The sequence below is a fragment of the Streptomyces sp. NPDC048441 genome (assembly GCF_043200235.1).
In the GTDB taxonomy this organism is placed as follows: domain Bacteria; phylum Actinomycetota; class Actinomycetes; order Streptomycetales; family Streptomycetaceae; genus Streptomyces.
On the sequence record NZ_JBICXM010000021.1, the window covers coordinates 111,319 to 124,771 of the forward strand.

At 71.9% G+C, this 13,453-nt stretch carries 6 protein-coding genes and 1 tRNA gene; 1 reads left to right on the forward strand and 6 read right to left on the reverse strand.

Features of this window, described 5'->3' with window-relative positions:
• Positions 1 to 61: 61 nt before the first annotated feature.
• Both nrtL and ACGFSB_RS35795 read right to left on the reverse strand, forming a co-directional pair.
• Complete coding sequence (gene nrtL, locus ACGFSB_RS35790; RefSeq protein WP_393408293.1) at positions 62 to 1,120, reverse strand: ArgS-related anticodon-binding protein NrtL; 1,059 nt, start codon at positions 1,118 to 1,120, stop codon at positions 62 to 64.
• A 224-nt stretch (positions 1,121 to 1,344) separates the two neighbouring features.
• Positions 1,345 to 1,845 (reverse strand): response regulator, encoded by a 501-nt coding sequence (locus tag ACGFSB_RS35795; protein ID WP_393408295.1) that lies wholly within the window; start codon positions 1,843 to 1,845, stop codon positions 1,345 to 1,347.
• A gap of 155 nt (positions 1,846 to 2,000) precedes the next feature.
• Here ACGFSB_RS35795 and ACGFSB_RS35800 point away from each other — a divergent pair.
• Positions 2,001 to 2,072 (forward strand) — tRNA-Arg (locus tag ACGFSB_RS35800).
• Between the two features lie 108 nt (positions 2,073 to 2,180).
• Here the strand turns inward: ACGFSB_RS35800 and ACGFSB_RS35805 are convergent.
• From ACGFSB_RS35805 to ACGFSB_RS35820, 4 genes are read right to left on the reverse strand one after another with little or no spacing between them, the layout of a single operon-like run.
• On the reverse strand, positions 2,181 to 3,644 hold the full coding sequence (locus ACGFSB_RS35805; protein ID WP_393408297.1) for an MFS transporter: 1,464 nt from the start codon (positions 3,642 to 3,644) through the stop codon (positions 2,181 to 2,183).
• Positions 3,645 to 3,671: 27 nt separating this feature from the next.
• Positions 3,672 to 4,772, reverse strand: a complete 1,101-nt coding sequence (locus ACGFSB_RS35810) for an alpha/beta fold hydrolase (protein WP_393408299.1) — start codon at positions 4,770 to 4,772, stop codon at positions 3,672 to 3,674.
• Positions 4,769 to 7,240, reverse strand: a complete 2,472-nt coding sequence (locus ACGFSB_RS35815) for a thioester reductase domain-containing protein (protein ID WP_393408301.1) — start codon at positions 7,238 to 7,240, stop codon at positions 4,769 to 4,771. Before ACGFSB_RS35815 ends, ACGFSB_RS35810 begins: the two co-directional genes overlap by 4 nt.
• Positions 7,233 to 13,442 (reverse strand): HAD-IIIC family phosphatase, encoded by a 6,210-nt coding sequence (locus tag ACGFSB_RS35820; RefSeq protein ID WP_393408303.1) that lies wholly within the window; start codon positions 13,440 to 13,442, stop codon positions 7,233 to 7,235. Before ACGFSB_RS35820 ends, ACGFSB_RS35815 begins: the two co-directional genes overlap by 8 nt.
• Positions 13,443 to 13,453 lie beyond the last annotated feature (11 nt).

The window sequence follows — 13,453 nt, forward strand, 5'->3', positions numbered from 1 at the left end:
TCTCTTACGTCTGTCACGTCTGTCACGTCTGTCTTCACGTGTGTCGGCACGTCTTCACGTGTCACAAGTACTCAGGGGCGCTGATACCGAGCAGGGACAGGCCGCCTGCGAGCACCGTCCCGGCGGCTTCGGCGAGCGCGAGCCGGGCGCGGTGGGCGGCCGAGGGTTTCTCGTCACCCAGCGGCAGGACGGCGGGCTCGAAGGCGAGGAAGGCATCGGCGGTGGCGACGAGATGCCGGGCGAGCCGGTCAGGGCCGCGGTGGTGAGCGGCGGCGGCCAGGACGCGGGGGTGGTCGGCGAGGGCGTCGAGGAGGCCGCGCTCTTCCGGTCCCGCTATGTCCCCGGGCTCGGCGGTGATGCTCAGCGCGGCGGCACCGCGGGCGAGGGCGCGGGTGCGGGAGTGGGCGTACCGCACGCGGAAGAGCGGATTGGCCTCGCGCTGGACGAGGTGCTCGTCGCTGATGCGGGGCCGGTCGTGCGGGGCGGGGTACAGCAGGGCCCAGCGGGCGGCGTCGCGGCCGAGGGGGGTGGGGTCGGCCGGGACGGGAACGGGCCGGAGGGTGTTCAGGGGGGCAGGCGGCTTCCCGTAGGCGTCGATCTTGACGTCCAGGGCGGCGGCCCAGCCGGGATCCGGGGCTTCGTCGCAGGTGCTGCGGACGAGGGCGCCCTGGGAGCGGAGGATGCGGCGGAGGGAGTCGGCGATGACGGCGGCGCGGACTTCGCGGGGGAAGTGGATCTGGTGGACTTCGCCGGTGGGCGGAAGGTGCCCGTAGGAGGCGCCACGGGCGAGTACGTCACGTACGAGAGAGGCGGCATCGCCTTCGGCCGCGGCCAGGGTGATGTTGAGGAACCCGGGCCCGGTGATGGCGATGGCCCCGATGCCGGGCTCCTCGACGAGCCGCGGGGACAGAATCCCGGCGACCTGGAGAGGCGGTCGCCCGGCGGCGCGGGCCAGCTGCAGGGCGGCGTTGGTGGCGTAGTCCCCGCAGCCACCGGGCCGGGGCCGCTCGACGACGACCTGGCTTGGCATGGCCGCTCCGTCACGGAGGTCGAGCTCACCGTCATCGACGGCACGGCGCATGGCGCGCAGCACGGTGCGGGAGAGCTCGACGGGGGTCACGGGGACAAGCGTATGGGAGGAGGGGGGTAGGGACGCGACCCGGTTTCGCGGATGGTCCGGGATGTGGACGGGGGCGGGGGTGGGGTGCTGCGCCGCCCAGTGTGCTGCCGCGTGCACCGAGGTCGCGCACCGCCGCCTTCAGGCGCATGTGGACGGGGGCGGGGGTGGGGGTGTTGCGCCGCCCAGTGTGCTGCCGCGTGCACCGAGGTCGCGCACCGCCGCCTTCAGGCGCCGGTGCGGCCCGCGCGCTCGGCCTCGCCGCCGGCCCCGCACTCACTGCCGATGGCCTCGCGCCCGCCACCGCCGCGCTCCTTCAACTGTCGTACTATGCCGACGAGTTCGGAAGGTTCGAAGGGCTTGGCAAGGAACGCGTCCACGCCCACATCGAGCCCGCTGTCCACCTCGTACTGAGTGCAGGCGCTGACGATGACGATGGGCAGATTGCGCGTACGCGGATCGGAGCGCAGCCGAGCGGCGGTACGAAGTCCATCGAGGCGGGGCATCACCACGTCGAGGGTGACCACATCGGGCCTGACCTGGTTCACGACGTCCAGGCATTCGGCACCGTCGGCCGCGGTCACGACCTCGAAGCCCTCCAGCTCGAGGTTGACCCTGATCAGTTGCCGGATGACCTTGTTGTCGTCCACAACAAGCACGCGGCCTGACACGCCTGACACAACTCGAGAGTAGGTCCGCGCCCGCCGCCGCGTCCGGGTTTTCCCCACTTCCGCCCCGTGCGGGGGAGCCCGGGGCGGCGCCTGTGACACAGGGGGCGGATGCGGCCGCCCCGACGGACACGGAAGTACGGAAATACCTGTTCATGGGGAGCCGTTTGGAGCTGGTAGGGTTCTACACGTCGCCGCGCAAGCAGCGCTGATACGCCCCCGTAGCTCAGGGGATAGAGCATCGGCCTCCGGAGCCGGGTGCGCAGGTTCGAATCCTGCCGGGGGCACCCAGAACAGGGAAATGGACGCGACGGTCTTGAGCCGTTCGTCCACCCAGGGTGCCAAGATCGGGTACCAGCACTTCGGTGCTGGTACCCGTTTTTTTGTTCGCCGGGTCACCCGGCCGACGTGTCCGCCGGGTCCGCGGCGGGATCCGCGCGGGCGCCCAGGAGCGGGCCGGCCGGTCGTCGGCCGCGGCGCATGAGGAGCACCGACAGGACGCCGATCACCGCCGCGAACAGGGTGGAGCCGATCGTGATGCCGGCGAATCCCTGCCGGGACGCGTGGTCGGCGCTGCCCACGAAGGTGGCGAACAGCGAGCCGAACAGCGACACCGCGATGGCTTCGCTGCCGAGCCTGACGGTGTTGATCCAACCGGCCCCCATGCCCGCCTCCTTCTCCGGCACATGAGCCAGGGCCTCGCCGTCGACCAGACCGGCCTGGAGCCCGAAGCCGATGCCGACGATCACCATCGGCAGCGCCATCCAGGCGAGACCCGGCCCGGCCGTCGCCCCCGCCAGCACAAGGCCCACGACCAGTAGGGCGATGCTCCAGGTGAGGATCTTGTCGACGGGAGTGCCGCGGGCGGCAAGGCGTCCGGCGATGAGAGGGGCGATCAGGACGGGCAGGGTCAGGAACATCAGGTACGCGCCGCTGGCACCCGGCGCGGCACCGTAGGCGCCCTGGAAGAAGACCGGCAGGTACGCGACCGCGTTGGTGAAGGTGAAGGACGCGACCCCGACCACCAGCGTGATCCCGGAGAAGTGTCTGTTGCGCAGTGTGCGCAGACTCAGCAGAGGGCTCTGCGCCGTGGATTCGCGCCAGGCGAAAAGCCCGTAGAAGGCGAGGCCCGCGGCCGTACACAGCAGGAAGGGCAAGGAGCCCCAGCCGGTCGCCGAGCCGAGCGCGAGTCCGCCGAGCGTCAGGGTGGTCGCCGCGCAGAAGAGCGCCGCCCCTGCCACGTCGATCCGGGCCGCGTACCGCTTCTCGTGGGCGGCGGCCCGTCGGATCAGCGGCATACCCGCGCAGGCGACGGCCAGGCAGGCCAGCTGGAAGCCGTACACCAGGCGCCAGCCGACGAGTTGGGTGAACAGGCCGCACAGGCTAGGGCCGAAGGCCAGGGAGAGGCCCGCGACCGATCCCAGCAGGGCGAAGGCCCGGGTGCGGTGTTCGCCCTCGAAGTTCGACGACACCACCGCCGAGCCCACTGAGAAGACGGCTCCGGCTCCGGCACCGGCCACCAGGCGGGCCGAGTCCAGGAGCAGGTAGTCCGTCGCTATCAGGCTGAGCGCGGAGCCGGCGCCGAAGGTCAGCAGCCCTGCCAGCAGGGACCGCCAGCGCCCGATGACATCGGCGACGGAGCCCCAGACGAGGGTCGAGCAGGCGAAGGTCAGGTTGTATCCGTTGAGGACCCACTGCTCGCCCGCCGGCGATCGGCCCAGGTCCTGTGCGATGTCGCCCAGGGACACGGCGGTGCCGGACACCGACAGCGGGACGGTGAAGATGGCGAGCAGGATCAGGGGCATCACCAGGCGCGTGCCGGGCGGCGCGCTGCCCGGCGGCTCATGCGCAGACGTCATCGGATTCCATTTCCGTTTCTCGCGCGGTCACACCGGGGCGGGGACCGACCGGCACTCGTCGAGGAAGTCCACGATGTGGCCGAACACGTCCAGTGCGGCGTTGCGGCCGATGAACGCGTCGAGGTGGCCGTAGCCGGGCACCTCCACGTAGCGGACGTCCAGGTCGGGGTTCCGGCGCTTGAGGACGTCGTGGCAGATCTCATTGGAGTCGTACCAGAACTCGTTGTCGCTGCCGGAGAGCAGCATCAGCGGGGTCTCGAACTTCCCCGCGTTGTCGAGGGCGTTCTTCGGCAACGCGTCGTAGCGGCCGTCGCCGTCGTTGTAGCGCATCATCGTGTGGGCCAGTTCGATGCTGCGCAGATGCGGCAGGATCCACATCGGCACGGTGCCGTACAGGTCGGCGAGCCGGTCATGGGTGACGCCGTCGAGGTTGTCGTGCACGAACAGCGAACCGCCCACACCCCACGAGTCGTTGTGCAGGATCTGGCAGTTGGGGTCCTTGCACTCGGCGCCCAGCGAGACCTCCGCGAAGATCAGCGAGTGTTTCGACCACAGGCCGACCTTCTTGAAGTCGGTGGGTATGTTGACGAGGCGGGAGCGGAGCAGTTCGCCGCCGAAGTGCAGGCGGGCCCGGGTCTTCCAGGACATCTTCGGGGTGAGGAAGACGCCCTGCGCGACGACGCCGGACAGGCCGGGCACCAGGCCGGCCGCCATGCTCAACGACAGGCACATCGCCCCGATGCAGTGCGCGACGACGAGGAGTTCACGGCCGCCGATCCGTTCCTTGATCAGCGATACGGCCTCGGGGATGTCGTAGAGCGCGACGTCGTCGAAGGTGTAACGGACCCGGCCGTCGTTGTACGGCAGGCGGCAGCTGCCCCGCCAGTCGAGCAGCCACGGCTCGTAGCCCGCGTCGAGCAGCACATCGACCAGGTTGCGGGTCTCGGGCAGCATGAACATGTCCGCCGAGGCGGTCAGTCCGTGCAGGATGAGGACCACCGGGCGGTCGGTGGAGCCGTCCGCCGGGGCGACGCGGGTCAGGCCGAGCCGGGTGCCGTCGGAGGCGGTGAAGGGGATGTCCTCGACCCGGTCGCCGAGCGCGTGGTGAAGAGGCCTCAGCGTCGTCATCGGGTCTGCTCCCTCTTGATCATCAGCTTCCTGATCTTGCGTTGCAATTTGTCCTTGTCCCGGTCGATGGCGTCGCGGCGCAGGTCGAGGAGTTCGGCGGCCACCCGCAGCGACGGCTCGGCGAGCCCCATGCCGATCTGCACGAAGAACCACGACAGCCAGGCCAGCTTGGCGAGACGCTGTTCCTGCGACGACAGGCGCGGGTCGACCCGGATGCCGTCGATCTGGTCCGGTACGTAGCTCTTGCCGGGCACCTTGACGACGCCGGCCAGGATCGCCGGTTCGCCCTCGCGCCCGATGGTGACTTCGATGGTCCTGGTCTGCTTCCAGAAGTCGCGGCTGGCGCGGGCCGTCTTCCAGCCCTCCAGCCACCACCGGCCGCCGTCCCGGTCCACCAGGACCAGGCGGTAGCGCAGCAGCGGATGGTCGCTGCCGTGGTGCAGGGGGACACCCTCGTCGGGGCGGACCCAGATCTCGCCCGCCTCCACCGCCAGCGGCTCCGGGTGCAGCCGTTCGCAGGTCACCTCGCCGCCGACGTCGATCTTTCGGTGTCGTACGACCTGGTACATGCTGGCGATGGACAGGGTGAGCGCCATCCGGCACTTGGTGTCGCGGTCCTCCCCGACCGGGCCCACATGGCCCTTGGTCCGCTCGCGGAACGACAGGTAGGGCGGGTCCTCGCGGCTGGGCAGCCTGGCGACGCCGTCCTTCGCCATACGCTCGAAGGCCTTCAACTGGGCCTGGGCGCCGTACCGTTCGGACTCCGGCAGCCGGTGCCGTGCCACGAAGCGGTCGACGCGTTCCGAGCCGGCCTCGGGGCCGAACATCAGCGCCTCGAAGAGCTTCATCGCGGTGGGGCTGCTCAGGATCCGGATCAGGAAGTCGAGTTCGGGCACCGGGTCGGCGGCGTGCCGCTTGATCAGGTCGTCTCGCCAGTCCTTCCAGTTGGCCACCCGGACGTTCATGCCGGCCAGCTTCATGTCCTTGACGAGCTGGGGCAGGGTCTCGGCGCGGCCGGTGACGTTGTAGTTCTGGCCCCAGGCCTCGGGGTCGAACACCACGGCGGCCGTCACCTTGCTGATCCAGTCGACCGGCGCCAGGTTCATGAACTTGAAGGCGGGGACGGTCCGGTAGCGGGAGAACGCGCCGATCAGGCCGGTGCTGAGGTCGCGCGGGTTGTACACGCCGGTACGGGTGTGACCGCCGATCGCGCCCGGCCGCAGGAACGTGACGGTCAGGCCGTGCTCGCGGGCGCGCCGCAGCACCGCCTCGGCGGCCCATTTCGACTTGTCGTAGCCGGCGAAGAGCCGGTCGATGTGGGCGACCGGGTCGTCCTCGCCCATCTTCTCGATGCCGACCTCGTTGAAGACGGCGACCGACGAGATGTGGTGCAGCGGCTTGGCCGGTCCCGTCATCGCCAGTTCGGCCAGCGCCAGCGGGCCGAGCACGTTGGTCTGGCGCAGCGAGGGGTAGCCACGCAGGAAGTCGACCGCGGCGGCGACGTTGACAATCGAGTCGATGTCCCGGGCGAGGCTCTCCCAGGTCTCCTGCGGCAGGCCGAGGCGCGGCTGCCTGAGGTCGGCCGCGAGGACCGTGACCCGGCGCCGGACCTCGGCGGTCCAGGGCTGGTCGAAGCTCGCCAGGGCGTCGGCGAGGCGCCGTTCGGCGGCAGCGTCGTCGGCCGCGCGCACCAGGCACACCACGTGGGCGTCGCCCTGCCGCAGCAGGTCGAGCAGCAGGTGGCTGCCGAGGTAGCCGGTGGCGCCGGTGAGCAGGATGCGGCGCGGCGGCACCGGGTCGGCCTGGTGGCTGAACGGCAGCCGGTCGGCGAGCGCGAGGTCGGCCAGGATCGTCTCCAGGTCCTCGTCCGTGCCGTTGTCCCCGGCGCGCACGACGACCGGCGCGATGGACGGCGCTATGGACGGCGCGAGCGCCGAAGTGCCGGGGACGGTCATGGGCGCCGCGGCTGTCGTGAGTGCTGTGGATGCTGTGAGTCCTGTGGATGCTGTGAGTGCCGTGGGTGCCGTCGTCGTGGAGGCCGTGGTGGGCAGGCCGAGGGCCGCCGCCCAGCGCTGGGCGAGGCGGCGCGGCCGGGCGTCGGCGAAGACGTCGTCCAGGGTCAGTTGGACGTCCAGCTCCCGCGCCATGATCGCGACGAGCTCGACCGCGCCGACGGAGGACAGACCGGCGTCGAACAGGTCCGTCTCCGCGTCGGGCGTGCCTCCTGGAAGGAACCGGGCGGCCCGGACCGCGATGTCCGCGGCGACCTCCACGACGCCCCGCGTCCCGGTGGCCGCCGCCGCACCGGAGTCCGGCGTCGGGGCGGCGGGAGCGGCCGTCGGCTTCCGGAAGCGCGCCAGGAGGTCGGACGCCTGGGCCCGCCCGGGGCCGCGCCGCTCGATCACCTCCTCCTCCGGACGACGGTTGACACTGCGGTTGCGGCTGGTGTCGCTGCCCGCCTCAGGCATTGCTGGCCTCCGGTGTGTGATCGGATCCGAGGTCCCAGGAACGGAACTCCCGGAGTGGTGCGAGCGCCACCGCCGTCTCCAGGCGGGGTGCTTCTACGTCGCCGCCGCCCAGGCGGGACACCAGGCGCCGGGCGGGAATGTTGCGAGGTGTGTGGTCGGCGATCAGGCGCACCTCGGTGCAGCCGTGTGCCTCGGCCCGGTCGGCAAGCCATTGCAGCAGCCGGTCTTCCACGCCCCTGCCGAGCACCCGGCAGCTCATCATCCAGGCGACGACCTCGAGTGCGTCGCCGTCGACCGTGACGGCCAGGACGCCTATCTGCCCGTACGCGCCGAACCGGTCGCGTGCGGTCGCCGTCCACACCTCGCCGGTCTGCCGCAGCCGCTCAAGGCCGGCGGCGTCCAGGGGCCGGGGCCGCAGGTTGAACTGGTTGGTGCGCCTGCTGAGTTGGACGGTGCGCTCGGCCGTGTCCCCGGTCACCGGCTCGATGTCGAGTTCGAGCTGGAGGTTCTCCAGGAAGTCGGCGAAGCCGAGCTGCGCGCGGGCCTCGTCGCGTATCTGCTCCTGCTGGTAGAAGCCCGCCCTCGCGGAGTCCTCGGCCGTCGCGGCCCGCGGCACCATCGGCCACAACCGGCCTATGAAGTCGGCGAGTTCGTCCGCGCTCGGGCAGGTCAGGCAGAGCACCTCGGGCAGCTGGGCGCGCACCCCGGCGATCTCGACCGGATTGTCGTCGAGGAACAGGAAGCTGTCGAGGCCGAGCCGCAGCTCGTCGGCGATCTTCACGATCCGGGTCCACTTCGGTTCCCAGGCGGCGGAGATCACGGCGAAGTGCTCGCGGCGCAGCGGGCTGTCGGTCCGGTCGAGGATGCGGTGGACGGTCTCCTCATCGTTGTTGGAGACCATGGCGAGCAGCACGCCTGCCTCCCGCCACTGCAGCAGTCGCCGGGCGAGCAGGGCGCGGGCCCCGGTGAAGTCGACGTTGTCGGGGCCGACTTCACCGGCGATGCCGCTCCACAGCGTCTCGTCGCCGTCGACGACGATCACCTTGGGTGCCGGACGGCGTACCTTCCAGACGATGTCTGCGAGACGGAGCGCCACCACCGCCTGGAACTCGTCCCGGAACGGCAGATGGGCCATGGCGTCGGTGTGCGCGTCGAAGACGTCGCCCAGCGGGTAGTCGTCGTCGTTCCACGTGTCCGATGGCAGGACGGCGATGCCGGGCCGGTCCGCGAGGCGCTGCGTCACCTGCCGTTCCCAGTCGCGCAGTCGGGCGTCGTCGGTGTGCTCCGGCAGGAAGGCGACAACGAGCGGCTTGCGGGTGCGCTCCGCGAGGGCGCGCAGAGCAGCCGGGTACTCGTCGGCGAGCTGCGCGAGCAGATCGCTTTCGCCGCCGTCGTCCGTGAACCGGGTCAGGTCGCCCGGCCGCAGCAGGACGAGGCTCGCGACCGTCGAGGGCTGGACGAACACATTGCTCGGGTCGTGCAGGCTGGCGAGGACCTGGTGATACGGCGCCTCGGCCACTTCGAAGGGCCCGCCATCGGCCCCGGTGTCTTCCAGGGCGACGGACAGCATGGCCGGGAGGTTGCCGAGGGCGAAGGTCGCGGCGATGGCGACCTGGCCGACGGGGCGGGCGTCCGGGGTGCCGGTGGATGCGGACTCGACGGCCTTGGCCTGCTGGGGGATGACGGCGGCCTCGGCCCCCGCGAGCGGCACGGCCCCGGTCAGGACGGGCAGCGGTGTCGTCGGCTCCGGTGCGGCGGCCGGGACTTCCGGCAGCGCGGGCAGCGTGTCGGCGGCGTCGGCGCACTCCGCGGCGAGCGACAGGAAGTCGCGGGCGAGGGTGGCGCAGGACGCGTCGTCGAGAACGTCGGTGTTGTACTCGAGGCCGACCTTCCCGAGGCCCGGCATCACCGTGACCATCAGGTCGAGGTCGGAATAGCCGGTGCCCGCAGGGACGATACGCAGCCCCTCCGCGGCGCCGGCCTGTGCCGGCATGTAGTTGAAGTAGACCTCGACGAGTGGCGCGTCCTCGCGGTACAGCCCCTCCTGTACGAGGGCGGACATCGCGTCGAAGAACGTGACGCCGCGCTCCAGGACCCGGCTGAGCCGAGTGTCGGTGCGCCGCAGCACGTCGGCGGCACTCTCCCCCGCCTCGACCTGGGCGGCGTACGGGATCGGCAGTCCGAAGTACCCGACGGCGTCGAGGGCGGACACATGCATCCGGGTGTCGACCGGGACCGCGAGGACGAACCTGTCGCGCTCGCGCAGCCGGGCGAGGTGGACCGTCAGGACACCGAGCCAGAACGCGGCGGGCGTGATGCCGAGCCGCCTGGCCCGGTCCTCCACCCGTTGCCGGAGGTCCTGCGGCAGGTCCGCGAGGTGCATGGCCGAACGGAACGACCGCTGCGCGGGGCGCGGCGAGGCCAGCTCCAGGTCGAGCCGCCGGACGCCCACGAAGTCCGCGCGCCAGTCGGTGGACGCGCCCGGACCGTCAGAACCGGCGGCCTGGGCCCGCAGCAGCAGGTCGATGTCGCGGTTGGTGACGACGGCGGGCGGCTCGGCGCCGCCCAGTGCGGCGCCGAGGCCCTGGGCGACGAGTATCAGCGAGGCCAGGTCGGAGACGGCGTGGTGCGCGCCGAATACGAGGACCTGCTCGCCGGACGGGTGGGCGAGCAGCTCGAACCGCCACAGCGGGGCGGCGGCCAGGTCGAACGGCGGCTCCATCAGCGCGCACAGCCGCTCGTCCACGTCCGTGCCCTCGGCCACGTCCGACCAGCGCAGGAGGTCGGCGTCGAGGGAGCGGCGCACCTCCAGCCGCTGTCCGCCGTCGGCGTCCGGGACGATCGCGGTGCGCAGCGCGGCGTGCCGGGCGGCGAGCGAGGAGATCACCTCGGTGAGCCGGTCCGGGGTCGTCGGCGCGGTGAGCTGTACGGCGAGACCGATGTGGTGGGTCACGCTCGGCGTGCCGTGCTGTTCGGCACGGAGCAGCCGTACGACGTCGCGGGTGGCGGGGTGGTGTACGACATCGGCGACGGCGTCGGCGCCGTCCTGCGGGTTCTGCGGGTCCTGCGAGTCCTTCGGGTCCGTGGCGCCCGCGTCGGTGGTCCGTCCCGCGCCCGCCATCAGCTGGTCGGCGACGGACTCCACACTGGCGCCGTTGAACAGGGAGGCGATGGGCAGCGACTGGCCGAGGTCCGCCTCGATGAAGCTGCGGATCTGCATGGCCATCACGGAGTCGAGGCCCTGCCCCACGAGCGGCGCGACGGTGTCGAGCTCCGCGGTGTCGAACCCCATGGTCCCGGCGAACCGGTACCGCAGCCGGTCCACGACCGCGTCCCGTGAATCGAGCACCGGGCGCCCGCCCGCGTCCGCCGGGCGCCCGGCACGGCCCACAGCGAGGCGGCGGCGCGGCGGGAACAGTCCGACGAGGAGCGGCGGCAGCAGGCCCGGCCGCGTGGTGCGCAGGACGGGCTCGTTGAGGGCGGCGGCGAGGAGCAGCGCGTCGTCCGCGTCCCGGGTGAGGGCCGCGTCCAGGAGCGCGAGCCCTTGGTCGGTGCCCAGGGCCGCGATGCCGCCGCGGTTGATCCGCTCGAGGTCGGCCTCGCCGAGGTGTCCGGTCATGCCGGTGGCCTCGGCCCACAGCCCCCAGGCCACGGAGAGTCCGGGCAGACCGGCTCGGCGGCGCTGCTGCGCCAGCGCGTCGAGGAACGCGTTGGCGGCGGCGTAGCCTCCCTGGCCCGCGCCGCCGAGGACGCCGGCCAGGGAGGAGAAGACCACGAAGGCGGACAGGTCCGTCCCGGCGGTCAGTTCGTGCAGATTCCAGGCGGCGTCGGTCTTCGGCCGCAGCACCGCGTCCAGGCCGTCCGCGTCGATGGACTCGACGACGGCGTCGCGGAGCACGCCCGCGGCGTGCACGACGGCGGTCAGCGGGTACTCCTGCGGCAGGTCGCGCAGCGCGCAGGACAGCTGCTCGCGGTCGGCCGCGTCGCAGGCGAGGACGGTGACCCGGGCCCCGGAGGCGGTGAGTTCGTCGCGCAGCGCCCCGGCTCCCTCGGCGGCGGGGCCGCGCCGGGACAGCAGGAGCAGGTGCCGGGCGCCGATCCGGGCGGCGTGTCGGGCCACCTGCGCGCCGAGGCCGCTCGTCCCGCCGGTGATCAGGACGGTGCCCGTGCCGAGGGCCGCTGCGGCGGTGGCGTCGCCCGCCGGTGCCGTCTCCTGGCGGCGCAGCGCGGGAACGTACAACTGCCCGTCGCGCACGGCGAGTTCGGGCTTACCGGTGCGCAGCACATCGAGGAGCACGCGCTCGTCGGGACCATCGCCTTCGCCGTCGGTGTCGCCTTCGGTGTCGACGAGGACGACGCGGCCGGGGTTCTCCGCACGTGCGGCCCTGGCCAGGCCCCATACAGCTGCCTGGGCGAGGTCGAGCGCGGCGTCAGGTTCCTCGGTACCGGTGAGCACGGCGCGGCGGGTCAGGACGATCAGGCGTGCCCCGGCGGGCCGGTCCTTTGCCAGCCATTCCTGCATCCGGCGCAGGGTGTCCTGGAGCACGGCTCGCACGCGGGTGGCGTCGTCGCCGGTGCCGGTGCCGGGTACAGCGTCGAGGGCCCGCAGCACCGTCACGTCCGAGGCGTCGGTGTCCGCGTCGGCGGCCGTGTCGCCTTCGCCTGTCGCGTACGGCGACCAGTCGACGGACAGCAGCACCTCCGTGCCGCTGTCGGGGGTGGCGAGGTCGCCGGCCGTCACCGGGCGTACGAGGAGGGAGTCGATCCGGGCGACCGGAGCGCCGGACGGGTCGGCCGCCTCCACGGTGAACGTGTCGCCGCCGGTAGGCGCGATGCGCACCCGGATCTCGCTCGCGCCGCGGCCGTACAGAGTGACCGCACCGAAGGAGAAGGGCAGCGGCGTACGGCCGTCGAGGCCGTCCACGGCCGCGGCCTGCAAGGCGGCGTCGAGGAGGGCGGGGTGCAGCCCGAAGCGCTGGGCCTCCTCGGCCTGCCGGCCCGGCAGGGCGACCTGCGCGAGGATCTCGTCGCCGAACCGCCACACATCGGACAGGCCCTGGAAGGCCGGACCGTACTCCAGGCCCGCGTCGGCCATGGTGTCGTAGTGCGCCGCGGCGTCCAGGCGCTCCGCTCCGGCGGGCGGCCAACTGGCCTCGGACAGCGGGCTTCCGGTCTCCGCCGTGCCGTCGTCGGTGACGACGAGCACGGCGCTCGCGTGCCGGGTCCACTGCGCGGTGTCGTCGTTCCGGCGGGGCCGGGAGTAGACGTCGAGGGGGCGGCCCGCGCCGTCCGCGGCCCCGATCTGCACCTGGATGTCGGTCTCGCCATGCTCGGGCAGGGTCAGCGGTGCGGTCAGGGTCAGCTCCCGCACCGCGTCGCAGCCGACCTCGTCGGCGGCACGGAGGGCCATTTCCACGAAGGCGGTGCCCGGGAGCAGCACCGTGCCGAACACGGCGTGGTCTTCGAGCCACGGGTGTGTGGCGCGGGAGACGCGTCCGGTGAGGACGACGTCGTCGCCGCCCGCGAGCCGGACGGCGGCACCGAGCAGCGGATGCCGTACGGCTTCCAGACCGGCGGAGCCGACGTCGGCGGCCGTGGCGGAGGCGGGCTGCCAGTACCGGCGGCGCTGGAAGGCATACGTCGGCAACTCCACCAACCGGCCACCCGCCACCCACGACGACCAGTCCACCTCCACACCCGCGACAGCCACCTCAGCCACGCTGCGCAGCAGTTGGGCCTTCTCGTCCTCGTTGCGGCGGAGCGTTCCGACGGCGGTCACGCCCGGCCGCGACACAGCGCCTACGAGGACGGGGTGCGGACTGGACTCCACGAAGACGCGGTGCCCCGCAGCCAGCAACGCATCAAGCGCGGCATCAAAACGCACCGTCTGACGCAAATTCCTGAACCAGTACTCCGCATCCATCACCGCGGTATCAATCAACCCACCCGACACCGTCGAGAACAACGGAACCTCACCCGACCGCGGCTCAATCCCGCCAAGCACCTCAAGAAGCTCCCCCTTAAGCTCCTCCACCTGCGGCGAATGAGACGCATAGTCCACCGCGATCCGGCGCACCTGCACACCATCAGCCTCACACCCCGCCACAAACACATCCAACTCATCCGGCGCACCGGAGACCACCACCTGCTCCGGCCCATTCACCACCGCCACCTGCAAACCAGCCGACAAACGCCCCACCACCAACCCCTCAG

Coding starts and splice junctions, on each gene's coding strand:
- ACGFSB_RS35805 (WP_393408297.1), bottom strand. CDS start 3,644: ATGACGTCTGCGCATGAGCCGCCGGGCAGCGCGCCGCCCGGCACGCGC.
- ACGFSB_RS35810 (WP_393408299.1), bottom strand. CDS start 4,772: ATGACGACGCTGAGGCCTCTTCACCACGCGCTCGGCGACCGGGTCGAG.
- ACGFSB_RS35815 (WP_393408301.1), bottom strand. CDS start 7,240: ATGCCTGAGGCGGGCAGCGACACCAGCCGCAACCGCAGTGTCAACCGT.